Here is an 18,429-nt window from a genome sequence, read left to right on the forward strand (position 1 = left end):
CAAGATTTGTTTTGCAGGCAATAGTAGAGTACCGCCTGCATGTCATTTTTAAAGATTGTGCAAGTCGACGTTTTGTCATCGACTAGCTAAAACCAAGTTTTTTTAATATATAAGCGGCGGGACAGATTCCTGTATAGGCACTCTGAATAAGATTAGCGCCTATGAAGACAGTAAACCAAATGAAATTGCTGTGGACGAAGACAGTGAGTAAAACAGAAATCAATATCATAGTGCCAGCAAACACTCTAACTGCGTTTTCTAATGTCATCGTTCTTCTCCTTTTGAATTCAGAACAACTCTATCGATGAGATTACTATAATTAACTAATTTAGGTTTGTCTAATATTAAATTGTCTAAAGTTAATGAAACTAAATTAGTGTTGACTAATAAATGTGTTTTAGTAATATCTAATGTAGTTGTTTTTTTCACAGAGGTGACCGATGAGCTATTCAGCAAAAGATGTAGCAGAAATGAAAGGGAATGCGAATGAAGCTGCGGACCTGCTTAAAATTATGGCGCATCCTGAACGGTTAATGGTCTTGTGCCAACTCACGCAAGGTGAGGTAGGCGTTGGAGAATTACAGAAGCACTCTTTTTTAAGTCAATCTGCGTTCTCTCAACATTTAACTGTGTTGAGAAAGCATCACTTGATCCGTGCTCGGAAGGCATCGCAACAGGTTTTCTACTCTTTATCAGAACCAAGAGTTGAGTCATTGATAAAAGCGCTTCATGGCGTGTTTTGTCAATAAAAAAACGTGTTTAAGTTAGTAAGAATTAAGTTAATAAGAACGAGGTAAAGAATGGTAGACGTTGTTCCTTGGGGATCGTTGTTCGGGGGAGTCTTATTAGGAATCTCCGCCACGGTGTTGTTATTTGTTAACGGAAAAATTGCCGGAATTAGTGGAATTTTGAATGGCATGATGTCTCCTAGAAAAGGAGACTACTCATGGCGACTTTTGTTTGTTGTTGGAATGCTCTTTGGTGGTTTAATCAGCGTTTTAATGCTCGGTGTTGTAGTACCTAGCACTGCGAACCTTTCGATGGGGTTAGTGTTAGCTGCCGGTTTACTGGTGGGGATGGGGACACGGTTAGGTAACGGATGTACCAGCGGACACGGTATTTGTGGTATTGGACGCTTGTCGAAACGTTCAATCGTTGCAACCTGTGTATTTATGATGGTTGCAGGTTTCACCGTGTTTGTCCGACTTCACTTGGTATAAGAACTATCATAAGAGAGAGAACATGAACAAAACAGTTTTTCGTATGTCCGCGTTACTGAGCGGTGTGCTATTCGGTATGGGTATGGCGGTTTCAGGCATGATTGATCCCGCCAAAGTCATTGGCTTTTTAGATATTACTGGTCAATGGGATCCAAGCTTGGCTTTTGTGATGGGCGGCGCACTTGCGGTGTTTATGCCAAGCTATTTTTTTGTTATCAAGCCAAGAAAACAATCGGTTAGCGGTGAGGAGTATTGTATTCCGTCTAAGTCGAATATTGACGTTCGGTTGTTGTCTGGCGCTGCGATTTTTGGATTAGGATGGGGACTCGCAGGTATTTGCCCGGGACCGGCGTTAGCAAGTTTGGCGTTGGGTAATGTTTCTATCGTACTGTTTTTTCTTTCTATGTTAGCGGGTTCTTTGCTCATGAAAATTGTTTTGAGCAATCAAGATGCAAGTAAGATGAGAACGGCTAAAGTTTAGACTCATGTGAGTAAGATTAGGAGGGGAAGGATGCCCGACATACAAAAACGCAGCATTGTTCAGTCTGTAATGAACAGTTTTTTCCCTCCTATCATGATCATTCTCGCTATTCTAGTCGGGGCAGCCGCATTGTGGCTAACACCCAAAGAGGAAGACCCGCAAATCGTTGTACCGATGGCGGACGTTTTAATCACTGCGCCTGGGCTTAGTGCGTCACAAGTCGAAAATCAAATTACAGAGCCGCTCGAAAAACTCGTTAGCCAAATTGATGGTGTTGAGTACGTGTACTCTTCTTCGCTGGAGGGCGCAGCGCAGGTTATCGTCCGATTTTTTGTGGGTGAAAACCGTGAAGATGCGTTAGTCAAACTCTACAATAAACTGTATTCCAACCAAGACAAAGTCCCACCTTCCGTCACCAGTTGGCTTGTTAAGCCGGTTGAGATTGACGACGTTCCTATCGTTGTCGCTGCCATCTATACAAACAACCCCGATTTGCTTGATCGCCACCAGCTTCGCCGCATTGCGGATCAAGCTACGTTAGGCATCAAGTCGCTTGACGCGACAAACAAAGTTGGCGTTATTGGTGGTGAGCCAAGAAAAATTCAAATTGAACTCGACGCGGTCGCGATGGCCAATTTTAAAGTGACCATCGATGACTTGGAGCAGGCAATCCAGCTCAGTCATAACAAAACTCAAGGGGGAAATGTACGAGTTTCGGGGCAAAACTATACGTTAGAGTCTGGTCAGTTACTAAAAACAGCACAAGAGGTCGGGGATCTTGTCATTGCGGTGTTGAATGGTAAACCTGTTTACTTAAAAGATGTCGCTCATATCTATGACGGCGCATCGGAAGCAACGTCGGACACTTGGTATCGAGACAAAACGAGTGGACAAGCGTTTCCAGCGGTTTTTATCTCTGTTGCCAAACAGAAAGGATCAAACGCTGTCAACGTCGCACAAGCCGTAAGAGCGAAACTCGCACAACTTCAGTCAGCGCAGTTTCCACCTCAAGTTCAGGTAGCCATTATTCGTGACTATGGCGAAACCGCGAATGCCAAAGTGACGAGTTTAGTTTCTAGCCTTGGGGTCTCTATTTTAACCGTTGTCGTATTTGTTGGGTTGTTCTTGAACTGGAGAAGTGCATTAGTCGTCGGAATTGCTATTCCAATCAGCTATGGTGCCGCGCTGGGGATGGACTTACTGTTCGGTTATTCGATTAATCGCGTGACGCTATTTGCCCTTATTTTAGCATTGGGTCTGATCGTTGATGATCCTATTGCGAGTATCGATAACATTGAACGATATTTAAAGCGAAAAGAATTAGGCAGAACTAAGGCTATTGTATTGGCAATGGCGGAGATACGCAGTGCGTTACTGATGTCGACTGTCGCGATCGTGATTGTCTTTACACCGATGTTTTTCATTACCGGTATGATGGGTCCATATATGGCACCATTAGCATTTAACGTTCCGATCAGTGTGGTTTTTAGTACAGTCGTTGCTTTTATGATCACACCGTGGCTAGCAAAAAAAATTCTGAAAAGTGCTGCAGACAATGATCATTATGATCTTCAATCTTCGACCATGTATCGACTATACCGCAGAATCCTGACCCCTCTATTGGAAAACCGTCGAAAATCGAAGCTATTCTTAGGCTTGGTCGCGTTGTTGTTTGTGCTAGCTGCGTTGTTACCTGTTATGCGATTGGTGCCACTTAAACTCCTACCGTACGACAACAAGAACGAGTTCCAACTCGTATTGAATATGCCAGAATCATCAAGTTTTGTGGAGACGTCTAATGCACTATCCAACTTTGCTGATTATCTAATGACTGTCCCTGAAGTTACGAGTGTTTCCGGTTTTGCTGGTACGGCATCACCAATGGATTTTAATGGCATGGTGCGCCACTATTTTATGAGAAATGAACCTTATCAAGGGGAACTACGCATAGTCCTTGCTGAGAAACATCAACGTTCGATGCAATCCCACGAAATCGTGACTCGATTACGGGGTGATTTGGAAAAAATAGCGCAGCACTATCATGCGGATATTCAGCTTGTAGAGGTGCCGCCGGGCCCTCCTGTTATTGCTACTATAACCGCGGAAGTCTACGGTGATGAAACCACCTCCTATGATGAGTTAATGTATCACGCTGAAACTGTTGCAAATCGATTACGACAAGAGCAGTTGGTTTCGGAAGTCGACACCAGTATTCAAGGTCCACTGGAAACATGGCAGTTTGTCGTTGATCAAGAAAAAGCGGCTCTGTCTGGTGTCTCCGTTGCAGACATCAACAATACGCTAATCACTGCTGGGAGTGCGAAAGTACTAGGCCATCTTGCGGATCCAAGAGAAGTGGAGCCGCTACCAATTGAAGTTCAACTTCGACGAGAAAACCGGGATGATCTCAACCAACTCAAACAGCTCTATGTACGTGGACGAGTAGGCATTGCAAAAGTCGAGGTTGGTGGCGCCGTTGTGGATGCTCCGCAGCCGATGGTTCAACTTTCTGAGGTTGGACATTTTGTAAACCGACCAGCAGATAAACCAATATTCCACAAAAACCTTCAACCGGTCGTTTATGTTTATGCTGAAGTCGTTGGTCGAGTACCTGGGGAGATTGTGGCCGACATCCTCGCAGATCAAAATAGGACGACAACGAGCGAGGATGAAGATACACAACTTCACTGGCAAGAGCGTTCATACTTGAACAATGGTGCGGGTGTCTCCTGGAGTGTGCCGGAGAATGTCAACGTCGTCTGGAGCGGTGAGGGCGAGTGGAAGATCACGGTCGATGTATTTCGTGACCTTGGTATTGCTTATGGTGCTGCTTTGCTTGGGGTATTTGTTGTTATGTTGCTTCAAACGGGTTTACCTGCGGTATCCGGCATTATTATGTTAGCCATTCCACTTACCGTGATCGGGATTATGCCAGGGTTCTGGCTATTGAACGTATTGAGCATTGATATTGGGAGCTATCCGAATCCTGCTTTGTTCACGGCAACAGCGATGATTGGCATGATAGCGCTGGCCGGAATCGTCGTGCGTAACTCTCTGGTTCTTATTGAGTTTGTTCAACAATCTTTGCAAGCGGGTAGCAGTTTACATGACGCGCTGATTGAATCGGGTGTGGTGCGTATGAGGCCAATTTTACTAACAGCAGGAACAACGTTACTGGGTAACGTCATTATCACGCTCGACCCGATTTTTAACGGTTTAGCGTGGGCTATCATCTTTGGCATTACCGCATCAACGGTGTTTACTCTGCTTGTCGTTCCAGTGGTTTACAACTTGGCTTATCAAAATACTCAAGGACATGGATTGCCTCAAGTGGAGGAAGAACAATGAAATTAGATAGTAAATGGTTAGGCGTCATTTTATTTGTCGTACTTGTACTTCTTTTCCTTTACATGGCTGGCTTTTTTACGGAAAAACTGCCGACTGAGCGCTCGGCTAACATCAATTCACTGGATGATAGCGTCGTAAAAACTCATGAATTGATACTGACAAGTGAGCCGGTTGTACGCGAATTTCCTGGAGTGGTGGTTGCTGAACAGCATGCAAACATTGCGGCTCGGCTCACGGCATCGGTCATGGAAGTGTTGGTCAACGTTGGTGACAAGGTAAAGAAAGGCGATGTATTGGCGCGATTAGAAAGTGATGACCTTGATGCACGTGTTCGTCAGAGTGAAGAAGCGCTGTCGTCTGCTCAAGCTCAACTCAATGCAGCGAGAAAAGAGTTCACCCGCGTTCGAACGTTGTTAAATCGAAAACTGATTCCTCAGTCTCAATTTGACCAAGCAGAAAGCTCACTCAAAACGGCCCAAGCAAACTTTAACCGGGCACAGGCGGCCGTTTCTGAGGCTGAGACAACGTTTGGCTATAGTATCATCACTGCGCCTTTTGACGGGCTGGTTACTCAAAAGCCGATAAATAAAGGCGATACCGCAACACCAAGCGCGTTGCTCTTTTCCATGTATAACCCCGAGTCACTTGAAATAGAAGTTAACTTTGCTGAGTCTGTGATGCCTTATGTCAGTTACGATAAAACCGTCCAAGTGACTTTGCCGTCGTATGACTTAAGTGTTGTAGCCAAAATCAAGGAAGTTACGCCTTCAGCTGACGCAAACTCTCGCAGTTACAAGGTCAAGTTGCAGTTTGATTCACCGGGTAAAGTGTATCCGGGCTCATTCGCGAAAGTGGCATTGGCACTGACTGAAGATGTGGTATTAAGAATTCCAGCAAACGCGGTGTACAAAGTCGGGCAGTTGGATTACGTCAAGGTTGTTCAAGAAAGCGGAAACGTGGAAACGCGGTTAATTCAGCTCGGGGATGATGGAAGAGTCAGAACCGGCTTAAAGCAGGGCGACGTGGTTCTGTTAGATCCAAGAGATGTATTATCGCTTTGAACGTGCAGCCTTAGTCATTAATACTAAGGCTGCATTTAGCAAAGCGTTAGTTAATAACAAAGCGTTAGTTAATGAATGCTAATTTCAGCATTGATCGGGCAGTGATCACTCAGCTTGTAATTTAATACATCTCGCGATGTGAAGACGGTTTGTTTAACCAAAGCTGCGTCTAAGTTTGAGCTAACCACAATGTGATCAATCAAAGAGCGGAACTGATGGGTCTTGTTGGCATTTCGATTAGAGCGAACTTTACACTCTGCTTGTGTTTTGTGTGTGGCAAGTCGAGCTCGATTGCCGTTTGTCATTACTTCCCACAGCCAATCACCTTGATAGGCCAAGTTATGATTAAAATCTCCTAACACCACATAGTGTTGTTGATTGGCTTCACGCGCATTCATCCATTTGGCTAACGCTTGTCCCTGCTTTGTAAGCGTCTTGCATTCTCGGCTGTTTTTGTATGCGCCGCTGCACCCGGCTTTAAGGTGAACTGAGAGAAGGTGGGTTTCATTTTTGGTATTGGGATTCATAACAATGTAGCTAGCGAAACGCAGTTTGCTACTGTTGGGTGTGATCCTGAAGTCGGTGGGATCAGACACTTTAATCCCTTTGCGGACCGCAAAACCAGTATATTGGTTGGTATCTGAGAATTGCAAAGACTTGTTGTGTGACGCCGAGCGGTCAGACATATAAATCACATAGTCATTGCCGACGACCTTTTGAATTGCGTCTTTACTATCGACTTCTTGAAAAGCCAAGACATCAGCTTGGAAGTTATCCACATAGTCGTGGAGTTTTTTAAAATCGTCCCGATTTCGGGATATTTTTCCGCCATCGGATGAAAGCCACTCGATGTTCCAGCTGGTAAGTTTGACTGAATCTTGAGCAAATGACGCTGAACAAAACAGTAACAATGGTATAGCAAAAAAAGATCGCATTTTGGTTGCTCTCACTCCGTTATTTTATCGTATTCCCTTCCAACCTTTATTCTACAAGACTTGAGAAAAAAGCAAGTCTATTTAAATGAAAATTTCGAGTTTTCATTGTTTTCTTAATAAGTTTGATCATCCCTTGAATATCGATTTCTTATTGTTCTACAGCCGATCTTTATTGATCGAGGTCAATGTTTTCAATTGGTGCTTTTCGTTAAATACGCCACAATATATTGTGTCATCAGAATAAAAAACAACCCCATATAGTGTGTTTGTGGATAACTCTGTGAGTATGTTGGGGTAAGGAGAAAAAGTGAAACCAATCGTAATCAAGCGTGACGGCTCGAGAGCTCCGTTTAATCGGGATCGCATTCAGGCGGCAGTCGAAGCTGCAGCAGAAAACAAAGACAAAGATGTCGCTATCTACGCACTTAACGTTGCACTCGCGGTCGAATTACAGCTTAAAGATCACGATGAAGTTCACATCCATGAGATTCAGGATCGTGTCGAGAATGAATTGATGCAAGGACCATACAAATCCCTTGCGCGTTCCTACATTGAGTATCGTCATGATCGAGATATTGCACGTGAAAAGCAAAGTGCACTGACTCGCGAAATTGAAGGCTTGATTGAAGAAAGCAATCTTGACCTTATCAACGAAAATGCGAATAAAGATGGCAAAGTAATTCCAACGCAACGCGACTTGTTGGCGGGTATTGTTGCTAAGCACTACGCGAAGACACACATCTTACCGCGTGATGTTGTTCAGGCGCATGAAGTCGGGGACATTCACTACCACGATTTGGACTACGCACCCTTTTTCCCAATGTTTAACTGTATGCTGATCGACTTAAAAGGCATGCTTACTCATGGGTTTAAAATGGGCAATGCAGAGATCGATACGCCAAAATCCATCTCGACAGCCACCGCTGTCACTGCACAAATTATCGCACAGGTTGCCAGTCATATATACGGGGGCACAACCATCAACCGTATCGACGAGGTGCTGGCTCCTTATGTCATGACAAGCTATGAAAAGCACCTAGAGATTGCGAAGGAGTGGGATATTGCGGAGCCTGAAGCGTTCGCAAAAGCCCGTACAGAAAAAGAATGTTATGACGCTTTTCAGTCGCTAGAGTACGAAGTAAACACGCTACACACTGCGAATGGACAAACCCCGTTCGTTACTTTTGGTTTCGGCCTAGGCACGAGTTGGGCATCTCGCCTTATCCAGCAATCCATTTTGAAGAATCGTATCGCTGGCTTGGGTAAGAACCGCAAAACGGCAGTATTTCCAAAGCTGGTGTTTGGTATTAAAGATGGCCTCAACCACAAATCTGATGATCCAAATTATGACATAAAGCAGCTCGCGTTGGAGTGTGCTTCCAAGCGAATGTATCCAGACATTCTTAACTACGACAAAGTCGTGGAAGTTACAGGCTCATTTAAAACCCCGATGGGCTGTCGCAGCTTCTTAGGGACATATGAAGAAAACGGTGAACTGGTTCATGAAGGCCGTAACAACCTTGGCGTGGTGAGCTTAAACCTTCCTCGTATCGCGATTCGCGCGAAAGGCAGTGAAGCGAAGTTCTACGAATTGTTAGATGATCGACTACGTCTCGCTCGTAGAGCGTTGGAAACGCGTATTACTCGACTCGAAAACGTCAAGGCCCGTGTTGCGCCAATCTTATATATGGAAGGCGCATGTGGCGTTCGCCTTAAAGCTGATGACGCTATCGCTGAGATTTTCAAAAACGGACGTGCTTCGATCTCACTTGGGTACATTGGTGTGCATGAGACGGTGAACGCACTGTTTGGCAATGAAGTTCATGTTTATGATGATGCTGTACTGCGAGAAAAAGCGGTTAAGATCGTTAAGCATCTTAAACGAGCGATAGAGCAATGGGCAGAGGATACCGGTTACGGGTTTAGCTTGTATGCAACGCCAAGTGAAAACCTATGCAGTCGTTTCTGTCGCATCGATACGAAAGAGTTTGGCATCATCGAAGGCGTGACGGATAAAGGTTACTACACGAACAGCTTTCACCTTGATGTAGAGAAGACGGTTAACCCATACGATAAAATCGATTTTGAGATGCCATACCCTGAAATCTCAAGTGGCGGTTTTATCTGCTACGGTGAATTTCCGAATATGCAACGCAATATTGAAGCACTGGAGAACGTGTGGGACTACAGCTACACACGCGTGCCGTATTACGGAACAAATACGCCAATCGATGAGTGTTATGAATGTGGCTACACCGGTGAATTTGAATGTACGAGTAAAGGCTTCACTTGCCCAAGTTGCGGCAACCACGACTCAACGAAAGTATCGGTAACGCGACGTGTATGTGGTTACCTTGGCAGTCCTGATGCACGTCCGTTTAACTTCGGTAAGCAAGAAGAAGTTAAACGCCGAGTGAAGCACCTCTAAACATAGCATAAATCCATATATCGAAATCAACTCATGATGGGTTGATTTTCGTTTTTCTCAAAAGCCAAGCGATGTGACCATGAACTATCATCAATACTATCCAATCGATGTCGTTAACGGACCAGGGACACGCTGTACACTGTTTGTGTCGGGTTGTGTTCATCAATGTCGTGGCTGCTACAATCAATCCACGCAACGCTTAGATTCAGGCGTGTTCTTTACTCAAGAAGCAGAAGACAAGATCATTGCTGATTTAAACGATACTCGAATCAAACGTCGAGGGTTATCTTTGTCTGGCGGCGATCCACTTCATCCGGCTAACGTGCCTCAGATACTTAAATTGGTAAAACGTGTCAGAGAAGAGTGTCCGAACAAAGACATTTGGGTTTGGACGGGGTACACCTTGGCAGAGCTGAACGCACCTCAAAAGGAAATTATCGAGTATATTGACGTTCTGATTGACGGTAAGTTTGAGCAAGACAAAAAAGATCTGAATTTGGAATGGCGTGGTAGCTCCAACCAAGTTATCCATCGATTCAATACCTTTTAACCGAAACTTCTCCAAACTCAAACTTAAAAGTGATCGCGGTAGTTACGCTACACAAGTAGTGTGACTTTGCCCTTAAAGTAGACTAATGCCAGTGTATTGGTACACATTGAGTATATAATTAAGCGATTACATCAAAAATCATTTCGCCATTTTAGGTGGAAATGTTACCTTGAGGCTCAACACTTGAATTTCAAAGGGTTATGACTTTCATGTTTTCTAATCTACCAACTCCTGTATTAGATCCTATTTTATCTTTATCCGTTGCTTACCGTAACGATGAACGTCCAAACAAGGTAGACCTTGGTATTGGCGTATACAAAAACAGCGCAGGCGAAACGCCCATCATGAAAGCCGTTCAAATGGCCCAAGATGTTGTTGTAAATACACAAAAAACAAAAGCTTATGTTGGCCTGGCGGGGTGTGAAGAGTTTAACCAAAGCATGGTTGACCTTTTACTTTCAGGTACGTCTGCTATCGGCCGTGTGGCTGCTATTCAAACGCCAGGTGCGAGTGGCGCGCTGCGTATGTTGGGTGACTTAATGAAAGTCGCTCAACCAGATACGACGGTTTGGATATCAAACCCAAGCTATGTCAATCATAAACCAGTAATGGAAGCGGCTGGACTCACGGTCAAGTATTATCATTATTTCTCTCCAGAAACGAAGCAAGTGGATACAGCCAAAATGCTTGACGACTTGTCAAAAGCTGGACCTTCAGATGTGGTGTTACTTCATGGTTGTTGCCATAACCCGACGGGTGCCGATATTGATTATTCTGCTTGGCAAGCGATAACAGAACTTGCACAGAAGAATGGGTTTACGCCGTTTGTTGATATTGCTTACCAAGGATTCGGTGATGGCCTTGAAGAAGACGCGAAAGGTCTGCGTTTTATGGCGAATAATGTCGATGAGATGCTTATTACGACGTCATGCTCAAAGAACTTTGGTTTGTACCGTGAGCGCACAGGTGCAGCGATTGTTGTGGGCAAAAACGCACAAGATGTTGCCAATGCAAAAGGCAAACTACTGACACTGGCTCGGGCGACGTATACGATGCCGCCAGATCACGGTGCTGCATTGGTCAAAACGATCCTACAGGACACAGCGTTGACTTCTATCTGGAAGCAAGAGCTCAGTGAAATGCAACAACGTTTATTAAACCTACGTCAAAGCTTATGTAACGAATTGAGAAATAACCATAATACTGATCAATTCAATTTCATTGAAAGCCACAAAGGTATGTTTACTGTGCTAGGATTTAGTGAAAACCAAATGACGCAACTTCGTGAAGATTATGGTATTTACGGTGTCGGTGATGGACGAATTAACATCGCAGGACTGACCGAGAACCATATCCCGTATGTCGCGGATGCAATTAAAAAAGTGTCTAAACTTTAACTCGGAGTGTAGATGAGCAACTGGAAACTGATTCTACCGCTTGTACTGAGCGGTACTTTGATGGCTTGTACCTCAACACAAACCGCAACGGTTGAACCTACGACTCCAGAAGTCAAGGAACCAGTGCCGGAGAAGCCTGAAGTGGCAGTAGACGTCACGCCAAAGGTTGAGCCAGTCGTTAAACCTGAGACGAAACCGGAACCAAAGCCAAAGAAAAAATCAGAGGAAAAGCCGAAACCGAAACCTGAAAAGCCAGCGAAGGTTCAGAAAACACCTGACGGAATGTTGGTATTAGGCTCTGAAGAATGGGTATATATTCCTGACATTGATCAAACGTTTAAAGCTCGGGTAGACACTGGTGCCACAACGTCATCTATTAGTGCAACGGACATTGTTCCGTTTGAACGTGATGGTAAAGATTGGGTACAGTTTAAAATCGACTTTGATGGTAAAACGAGTAAAGAGTTCAAAGTACCCGTAGCGCGTTGGGCTAAGGTAAAACAATCGTCTTCAGACGACGTGGATAAACGGCCAGTGGTTTTAGCGTATATCCAAGTGGGGGATTACAAAGAAAAAACAGAATTCACACTGGCTGAACGTGGGCATATGACATTTCCTGTTTTGTTAGGACGCAGTTTTTTCCGAGACATTGCCGTCGTGGATGTATCCAAAAAATACATTCAAAATAAGCCAAGCAAGAAGTAATCAAAGCTAGCTACAGACATTTTCATTTAATGGCTTCCCAATAGGAAGCCATTTTTATCTCTCTAATCATTCAGTATTGCCAAACGCCACAAGGTGTTCGTCTCAGCGGGGGAATTGAAGCTCCTGGCAATAGCTATTCTCCTTGGCATAGGTATGACGATAACGTTATGATTGGTCATCTTATTTTTTGTCATACGTAACATCATGAAATCAGCAATCCCATCTTTAATGGTTCAAGGCACCACATCGGATGCCGGCAAGAGTGTACTTGTGGCTGGCCTTTGCCGCGTCTTACAAAGACAAGGGATTCATGTTGCGCCATTTAAGCCGCAAAATATGGCGTTGAATAGCGCGGTCACAAAAGATGGTGGTGAGATAGGCCGTGCGCAAGCGGTACAGGCTCAAGCCTGCGGTATAGAGCCAACTGTGCACATGAATCCAGTGCTGATTAAGCCAAATAGTGATACCGGTGCTCAGATCATCTTACAAGGCAAAGCAATTAGCGATATGGACGCGGCAGGATTTCATGACTATAAAAAGGTCGCGATGGACACGGTCTTAGACTCTTTTTCTCGTTTAAGCCAAGAATATCAATCCATCATGATTGAAGGTGCAGGCAGTCCCGCAGAGATTAATTTGCGTGAGGGCGATATTGCGAACATGGGATTTGCCGAGGCGGCTGATGTTCCGGTCATCATCGTTGCTGATATCGACCGTGGTGGCGTGTTTGCTCACTTGTTCGGAACTTTAGCCTTGCTCTCTGAGTCAGAGCAAGCGCGTGTACAAGGCTTTGTTATTAATCGATTTCGTGGTGATATCCGCTTGCTACAGCCTGGTTTAGACTGGTTGGAAGAAAAAACGGGTAAACCGGTCTTGGGTGTGTTGCCATATCTCCATGGATTTAATTTAGAAGCAGAAGATGCTATCACCACGCAGCAAGAATTGAATAACGACGTTAAGCTAAACATTGTCGTCCCTGTCTTAACTCGTATTAGTAATCATACCGACTTTGATGCGCTGCGACTGAACCCAGATATCAACCTCCGATATGTTGGTCAAGGTGAGAAAATCGATAAAGCAGATTTGGTAATTTTACCTGGTACCAAATCTGTCAGAGACGATCTTGCCTATTTGCGCAGCCAAGGGTGGGACAAGGATATTCTGCGGCATTTACGCCTCGGAGGAAAAGTCATTGGTATTTGCGGCGGTTATCAGATGTTGGGCAAAACCATTCATGACCCCGACGGCGTTGAAGGTAAGCCAGGAGAAAGTACCGGATTGGGCTTGCTTGATATACATACGGTATTAACCAATAGTAAGCAACTCACCATCGAAGAAGCCGTCCTTAATCTCAATGATCAAAACGCCAAAGTGAAAGGTTATGAGATTCACGTAGGTCGAACCGATGTCTATGAAAAGCAGCCGATTACGCTTAGTTCAGGTGAACATGATGGTGCCTTGAGCGAATGTGGCCAGATTCTTGGTACCTATTTGCATGGTTTTCTCGATGAAACTGAAGGGTTGAATCTAATTACCGAATGGGTAAACGGCACCCAAGTAAAACAGCAAGACTATGCGGCCCAAAAAGAACAGGGGATTAATCGTATTGCAGATGCAATCGAGCAACATCTAAACCTTGATTTTCTGTTTCGCGAAAATAACAAATAACAAATAACAAATAACAAATAACAAATGCATTGCGACGGAGCAAACTATGAAAGTATGGAAAACACATGCTTGCCTTATGGCAATTTTAACGCTTGTATTTTCAGCGACTGCGGCAGCCGATATTAAAGTATATGCGGCATCTTCAATGACCAATGCTATCGATGACATAGCACAAGCATTTGAAGATAAGTACGGTATTGCTGTGACGCCGGTCTATGGTGGCTCCTCGTCGATTGCGCGACAAATCATAAATGGCGCACCTGCCGATGTATTTATATCAGCGAATACGAAATGGATGAAATATCTCGTCGACTCTAAACAAGTTGATGGTGACAGTGTCACTAATTTGGTGCGAAATAGCCTCGTTATCATTGCGCCAAAGGATTCCAAAATTCAGCGTTTAGACATATCAGATCTCAACGCGTGGAACTCAATTTTAGATGATAGCCGTTTGTCTTTGGGGAACCCTGCATCCGTTCCCGCAGGGATGTATGCCAAAGAGTCATTAACGACACTTGGTCTCTGGGATAAGCTGAAAAGAAAGGTGGCTCCAGCTAAGAACGTTCGACTTGCTTTGGCATTTGTTGAACGCGGAGAGTCGCCACTCGGTGTCGTCTATAAGACAGATGCACTACTCAGCGCTAAAGTTAGAATTGTCGGCGAATTTTCCAACGAAATGCACACTGATATTGTCTATCCAGTTGCACTCGTAAAAGATTCTCCCAACTCGCGACAATTTCTAGAATATTTACAGTCGAGTGAAGCCAACAAAGTATTTGTACAGTATGGTTTTCAATAATAAGGGAAGTATGTGACAGAACTTGAGTATCAAGCGCTAATATTAAGTCTTAAAGTAGGTGCTTATGCGGTGCTTTGGCTTATTCCGTTAGGTGTGAGCCTCGCTTGGCTACTATCGCGAAAAGAGTTCTTTGGTAAATCGATACTAGACAGTCTGATTCACCTACCTTTGGTTTTACCGCCCGTTGTGATTGGCTATTTACTCCTTATAAGTCTTGGGCGTCAGGGCTTTTTAGGTCGCTGGCTATATGAACACCTTGGTTTAGTCTTCAGTTTCAACTGGAAAGGCGCAGTTGTGGCTTGCGTTGTGGTCGCGCTTCCACTCATGGTTCGCTCAATTCGTTTAAGTTTAGATAATGTCGATCCTAAATTAGAACATGCAGCATCGACACTGGGTGCGTCACCACTTAAAGTCTTTTTAACCATAACATTGCCGCTCACTATCCCAGGTATTATTACGGGGACTATGTTGTCATTTGCCCGCAGTTTAGGGGAGTTTGGTGCAACAATCAGCTTTGTATCAAACATACCCGGTGAGACGCAAACGATCCCTTTAGCCATGTTTAACTTCATTGAAACGCCCGGTGCAGAAATGGAGGCAGCGCGTCTTTGTATTATTTCTATCGTACTTGCGCTATCGACATTAATGGTATCCGAGTGGCTAAATCGTAAATCCTCACATCGTCTGGGGACCAAGGCATGAGCATAAATATACAAATAAAACAGACACTTGGAGATACGGATTTTGATATTAACCTTGAGTTACCGCGTCACGGAATAAGTGCGCTGTTTGGCCGTTCTGGTGCAGGAAAAACCACCTTAATTAATGTAATCAGTGGATTGCTAACTCCTAAACAAGGCAAAGTGACCATTGGTCATCATGTTTTGTTTGACAGTAAAAAAGGAATTAATTTACCGGCTTACCAACGAAAAATTGGTTATGTGTTTCAAGATGCGCGCTTGTTTCCGCATTACTCTGTACGTGGAAACTTGCTTTATGGTGTAACTAAAAACGACAATGCGTACTTTGATAAGGTGATAGAACTACTGTCAATTCAATCTTTGTTAAACCGTTACCCTAATTCATTATCTGGCGGAGAGAAACAGCGAGTAGCGATAGCAAGGGCCTTACTATCCAAGCCTCAGCTCTTGCTGATGGATGAGCCGCTGGCGTCACTTGATATGCCACGTAAGCGTGAAGTAATGCCGTTTCTTGAGGAGCTTTCAAGCAAGGTTAATATTCCTATTGTGTACGTAACACACAGTTTGCAAGAGATTTTACGACTTGCCCAGCACCTAACTATTATTGATCGAGGGAGAGTTATCACGTCTGGTAAACTTGAAGAAGTCTGGGCATCGCATGCGATGAGACCATGGCAATCTTTTTCAGATCATAGCAGTTTATTTGAGGGTAGAATCACTCATCATCACCCTAAGTACGCCTTAACGAATGTTAGGCTTGCGCCCAAATCCCATTTATGGTGCAGAAGATAGTTGGGGAGCCCGATACACCCGTTCGCTTGCAGGTTCGTGCTAATGATGTTTCGATAGTTTTAGAGCAGCCTGTATTGTCGTCAATTCGTAACGTTCTGCCAGCCACTATTGCATCGATCGAAGAATTTAAAGCTGGCGAAGATAAACACAGCATTACATTGTCATTAAAACTCGATGAGCAGTGCTATTTGTGGGCGACGATAACCCCCTGGGCGTTGGATGATCTCGACTTAAAAGTAGGGGATCGAGTATTCGCACAAATCAAAGGCGTCAGTGTAACGCAGCGCGATATCGTGTCTGCACCGCATTAAAAATTAAACAAAAAGGCCACATTCGTGGCCTTTTTACGCGTTTACGTCTCTAAAACGTTAAAAGAATACTGTTATTTTAAAAACACTTCTTTGAATTCACGTTTTAACAGTGGGTCACGACGTGCTTTTTTCATTTGCTTGACCATATCTTTAACACAGTTGTGAAGGACATTATCAAGCAACTGAGCACGATATTCTTCTTTGTCTTCATCTGTCATGCTGGCTGGAAGGTCTAACGTAGGAAACTCTTCCATAACATTAATTCCCGCAAATGCTTGACCGACAGAGACTAGAGCATGAAATTGCTCGAAGTTATCCAGAATGTTTTGTGCGCTTGCTGGCATTTCATCCCAAGATTCGCGGACCGCTTCTTCAGACACTTCGTGGATCGAGATGACCATTTCAAACATTTGCTCTGGAACTTCATCAAATTCGATGACTTTACGCAATTCTGGAGAAATAGTATCAAGATCGATTTTTTTACTTTCGTTGGTCATTGCTTCTGACATAGAGTATCTCTTCTTAGATCGGGCCGTTCTTTGCCTTGTACTTCCGACGCATCATAGTAACCCGAGTTTGGATTAAATGCATACAACGCGACAGTGACATTGTGTTGCTGGTAACAAAAGCCGGGCATAGTAATACCAAACTTAGCAAATATCTATACTACGACTTTATTTTTCGTAACATTAGACCAATGAAACCACGCGTATTTCTAAGTCTTGTGCTACTTCCTGATAGCCGTATCCTCGTTACCTTCATTGTCCCATCGGGTATTGACGACGTTCAGGAAAAGCACGCTTCGTATTTTGACTGTGATGTTATTCGGGCGTCTGGCTAGGCCTGATATATGATTAAAGAGTAGGGACACATCCTTACCTAGGTGACGGTGTCACTCATTAGTCGCCAAGTAAATGGATGGAAATGGATTATCGTGATGAACCAACGACGTGAATTGCAACTTTTCTCTTTTTACTTAGAGCATGTTTATGACTCCATATATCTATGTAAGGGAGGAGGAGGTAAGTTAATGAAAAATAAATGTATTAAATCAATTCTTGCCTTGGTTACGCTGTCACTACCGTCGTTTATCACTAACGCAGAGTCAGTCAGGCAGCAACTGAAAAAAGAGTTTGAACAAAGTTTTGCTAGCTCGATTGTTCTGTCGGATAGTGATGTATTGACTCTTGGTTTTAATCATTTTGACCCGAACGAAGCATTCAATATAGAGAATGAAGATATTGGCTCTAGAGACTCAATCGATCTTAGAAAACGAGTGACAGCTTATATTTTACCGTACAGCATCGACCTGACAGAACTGGAAGATGGTCAAGCGAGTTATTACTTCAATGGTCGATTTTACCTACTTGGTAATGAACAAGAAGTCTCTCTCGATCCAACAAAAACGCCGGATAAAAATAAAGAGCAAGTATATGGAGGTTATGTTGAAATCGAGCAAGAGCAGCAGATTACGGAACGAATTTCCTTGTCGGGAGCCATCGGTACCCACTTAATTTACTACAAGAATAACTATTCCTACCGAAGTGATGCGCTTGACGAGTATCGTGACTTATTTGAAGGTGTCTATTTTAATACGGACGCTTGGGCGCTTGTTGGTGAAGTTAACGCTACGTTTAAATATCAACAAGATAAGAACTGGGGGAGATGGTATGTCTGGTCTTCGCCACATTACTTTTATGGTACATCATGGGGGGACGCGAACTATGGAGAATTGGGTGAACCGGAAGGATGGTATTGGGTTAATGGCATTAAAGCCTTTTATGATTTTGCAAACTTTGAAAATACCATACAGACTCTTTACGCCAGTATAAACCGGGTTGATATAGGTGCTGATACTCGTGAGCCAATCAATGCAACCAATTATTATGAAGCAAGCTTAGGATGGCTGATGACGCCTCCATTCGACAGTGATTGGATCGATAACGTAGGCATCGGTCTGACTATAAATTACGGCAGTGCACTCAAAGGAGGGAGTATTTCTTTGTTTTTTAATCAACAGTGAGTCAGAACGG

General features: G+C 43.9%; 17 protein-coding genes and 1 pseudogene. 14 read left to right on the forward strand and 4 right to left on the reverse strand.

Going from position 1 to position 18,429, the window contains the following annotated elements:
• Nucleotides 1-82 precede the first annotated feature (82 nt).
• A complete protein-coding gene (locus SU60_RS04295) occupies nt 83-268 on the reverse strand; it encodes a YgaP family membrane protein (RefSeq protein WP_041154481.1) in 186 nt (61 codons plus the stop codon).
• Between the two features lie 172 nt (nt 269-440).
• Here SU60_RS04295 and SU60_RS04300 point away from each other — a divergent pair, with 172 nt between their 5' ends.
• The 5 genes from SU60_RS04300 to SU60_RS04320 are packed head-to-tail and all read left to right on the forward strand — an operon-like array spanning nt 441 to nt 6,110.
• Complete coding sequence (locus tag SU60_RS04300) at nt 441-749, forward strand: ArsR/SmtB family transcription factor (protein WP_041154482.1); 309 nt, start codon at nt 441-443, stop codon at nt 747-749.
• A 51-nt stretch (nt 750-800) separates the two neighbouring features.
• Entirely contained in the window at nt 801-1,220 is a 420-nt protein-coding gene (locus tag SU60_RS04305; protein ID WP_041154483.1) for a YeeE/YedE family protein, read from the forward strand.
• A 22-nt stretch (nt 1,221-1,242) separates the two neighbouring features.
• A complete protein-coding gene (locus SU60_RS04310; protein ID WP_041154484.1) occupies nt 1,243-1,701 on the forward strand; it encodes a YeeE/YedE family protein in 459 nt (152 codons plus the stop codon).
• A 30-nt stretch (nt 1,702-1,731) separates the two neighbouring features.
• Nucleotides 1,732-5,049, forward strand: a complete 3,318-nt coding sequence (locus SU60_RS04315; protein ID WP_041154485.1) for an efflux RND transporter permease subunit — start codon at nt 1,732-1,734, stop codon at nt 5,047-5,049.
• On the forward strand, nt 5,046-6,110 hold the full coding sequence (locus SU60_RS04320) for an efflux RND transporter periplasmic adaptor subunit (RefSeq protein ID WP_041154486.1): 1,065 nt from the start codon (nt 5,046-5,048) through the stop codon (nt 6,108-6,110). Before SU60_RS04315 ends, SU60_RS04320 begins: the two co-directional genes overlap by 4 nt.
• Before the next feature lie 68 nt (nt 6,111-6,178).
• On the opposite strand, the gene SU60_RS04325 is transcribed toward SU60_RS04320, so the two are convergent.
• Nucleotides 6,179-7,045, reverse strand: coding sequence for an endonuclease/exonuclease/phosphatase family protein (locus SU60_RS04325; RefSeq protein ID WP_041154487.1), 867 nt, complete (start codon nt 7,043-7,045; stop codon nt 6,179-6,181).
• 307 nt (nt 7,046-7,352) lie between these two features.
• Here SU60_RS04325 and nrdD point away from each other — a divergent pair, with 307 nt between their 5' ends.
• The 8 genes and pseudogenes from nrdD to modC all read left to right on the forward strand — a co-directional run bounded on the left by nrdD (nt 7,353) and on the right by modC (nt 16,396).
• Nucleotides 7,353-9,473 carry an anaerobic ribonucleoside-triphosphate reductase gene (gene nrdD / locus SU60_RS04330; RefSeq protein ID WP_041154488.1) on the forward strand — a complete coding sequence of 707 codons (2,121 nt, stop codon included), beginning with the start codon at nt 7,353-7,355 and terminating at the stop codon, nt 9,471-9,473.
• A gap of 79 nt (nt 9,474-9,552) precedes the next feature.
• Nucleotides 9,553-10,023 (forward strand): anaerobic ribonucleoside-triphosphate reductase-activating protein, encoded by a 471-nt coding sequence (nrdG, locus tag SU60_RS04335; protein ID WP_041154489.1) that lies wholly within the window; start codon nt 9,553-9,555, stop codon nt 10,021-10,023.
• A 209-nt stretch (nt 10,024-10,232) separates the two neighbouring features.
• Complete coding sequence (locus SU60_RS04340; RefSeq protein WP_041154490.1) at nt 10,233-11,420, forward strand: amino acid aminotransferase; 1,188 nt, start codon at nt 10,233-10,235, stop codon at nt 11,418-11,420.
• Between the two features lie 12 nt (nt 11,421-11,432).
• On the forward strand, nt 11,433-12,125 hold the full coding sequence (locus tag SU60_RS04345) for an ATP-dependent zinc protease family protein (RefSeq protein WP_041154491.1): 693 nt from the start codon (nt 11,433-11,435) through the stop codon (nt 12,123-12,125).
• Nucleotides 12,126-12,329: 204 nt separating this feature from the next.
• Nucleotides 12,330-13,793: a cobyric acid synthase gene (locus SU60_RS04350; RefSeq protein WP_041154492.1), complete on the forward strand. Its 1,464-nt coding sequence runs from the start codon at nt 12,330-12,332 to the stop codon at nt 13,791-13,793.
• A 46-nt stretch (nt 13,794-13,839) separates the two neighbouring features.
• Nucleotides 13,840-14,592 carry a molybdate ABC transporter substrate-binding protein gene (gene modA, locus SU60_RS04355; RefSeq protein WP_041154493.1) on the forward strand — a complete coding sequence of 251 codons (753 nt, stop codon included), beginning with the start codon at nt 13,840-13,842 and terminating at the stop codon, nt 14,590-14,592.
• A gap of 12 nt (nt 14,593-14,604) precedes the next feature.
• Nucleotides 14,605-15,294: a molybdate ABC transporter permease subunit gene (gene modB, locus SU60_RS04360; RefSeq protein ID WP_041154494.1), complete on the forward strand. Its 690-nt coding sequence runs from the start codon at nt 14,605-14,607 to the stop codon at nt 15,292-15,294.
• Nucleotides 15,291-16,396: pseudogene (gene modC / locus SU60_RS04365) on the forward strand (molybdenum ABC transporter ATP-binding protein ModC). Before modB ends, modC begins: the two are co-directional and overlap by 4 nt.
• A 71-nt stretch (nt 16,397-16,467) precedes the next feature.
• Here modC and SU60_RS04370 read toward each other — a convergent pair.
• Both SU60_RS04370 and SU60_RS21920 read right to left on the reverse strand, forming a co-directional pair.
• Complete coding sequence (locus SU60_RS04370; protein ID WP_041154495.1) at nt 16,468-16,905, reverse strand: DUF3069 domain-containing protein; 438 nt, start codon at nt 16,903-16,905, stop codon at nt 16,468-16,470.
• The gene (locus SU60_RS21920) at nt 16,890-17,033 is read right to left on the reverse strand and encodes a hypothetical protein (RefSeq protein ID WP_164833028.1); all 144 of its coding nucleotides are present in this window, start codon (nt 17,031-17,033) and stop codon (nt 16,890-16,892) included. Before SU60_RS21920 ends, SU60_RS04370 begins: the two co-directional genes overlap by 16 nt.
• 393 nt (nt 17,034-17,426) lie before the next feature.
• On the opposite strand from SU60_RS21920, the gene SU60_RS04375 reads away from it, so the two are divergent.
• Nucleotides 17,427-18,419, forward strand: a complete 993-nt coding sequence (locus tag SU60_RS04375; protein WP_052481484.1) for a Solitary outer membrane autotransporter beta-barrel domain — start codon at nt 17,427-17,429, stop codon at nt 18,417-18,419.
• The last annotated feature ends 10 nt before the right edge of the window (nt 18,420-18,429 follow it).

Source organism: Vibrio mytili (assembly GCF_000830505.1).
Taxonomy (GTDB): domain Bacteria; phylum Pseudomonadota; class Gammaproteobacteria; order Enterobacterales; family Vibrionaceae; genus Vibrio; species Vibrio mytili.

Coding starts and splice junctions, on each gene's coding strand:
- SU60_RS04315 (WP_041154485.1), top strand. CDS start 1,732: ATGCCCGACATACAAAAACGCAGCATTGTTCAGTCTGTAATGAACAGT.
- SU60_RS04325 (WP_041154487.1), bottom strand. CDS start 7,045: ATGCGATCTTTTTTTGCTATACCATTGTTACTGTTTTGTTCAGCGTCA.
- SU60_RS04350 (WP_041154492.1), top strand. CDS start 12,330: ATGAAATCAGCAATCCCATCTTTAATGGTTCAAGGCACCACATCGGAT.
- SU60_RS04300 (WP_041154482.1), top strand. CDS start 441: ATGAGCTATTCAGCAAAAGATGTAGCAGAAATGAAAGGGAATGCGAAT.
- SU60_RS04370 (WP_041154495.1), bottom strand. CDS start 16,905: ATGTCAGAAGCAATGACCAACGAAAGTAAAAAAATCGATCTTGATACT.
- SU60_RS04310 (WP_041154484.1), top strand. CDS start 1,243: ATGAACAAAACAGTTTTTCGTATGTCCGCGTTACTGAGCGGTGTGCTA.
- SU60_RS04320 (WP_041154486.1), top strand. CDS start 5,046: ATGAAATTAGATAGTAAATGGTTAGGCGTCATTTTATTTGTCGTACTT.
- SU60_RS21920 (WP_164833028.1), bottom strand. CDS start 17,033: ATGCCCGGCTTTTGTTACCAGCAACACAATGTCACTGTCGCGTTGTAT.
- SU60_RS04345 (WP_041154491.1), top strand. CDS start 11,433: ATGAGCAACTGGAAACTGATTCTACCGCTTGTACTGAGCGGTACTTTG.
- SU60_RS04295 (WP_041154481.1), bottom strand. CDS start 268: ATGACATTAGAAAACGCAGTTAGAGTGTTTGCTGGCACTATGATATTG.
- modA (WP_041154493.1), top strand. CDS start 13,840: ATGAAAGTATGGAAAACACATGCTTGCCTTATGGCAATTTTAACGCTT.
- SU60_RS04375 (WP_052481484.1), top strand. CDS start 17,427: ATGAAAAATAAATGTATTAAATCAATTCTTGCCTTGGTTACGCTGTCA.
- SU60_RS04305 (WP_041154483.1), top strand. CDS start 801: ATGGTAGACGTTGTTCCTTGGGGATCGTTGTTCGGGGGAGTCTTATTA.
- nrdG (WP_041154489.1), top strand. CDS start 9,553: ATGAACTATCATCAATACTATCCAATCGATGTCGTTAACGGACCAGGG.
- SU60_RS04340 (WP_041154490.1), top strand. CDS start 10,233: ATGTTTTCTAATCTACCAACTCCTGTATTAGATCCTATTTTATCTTTA.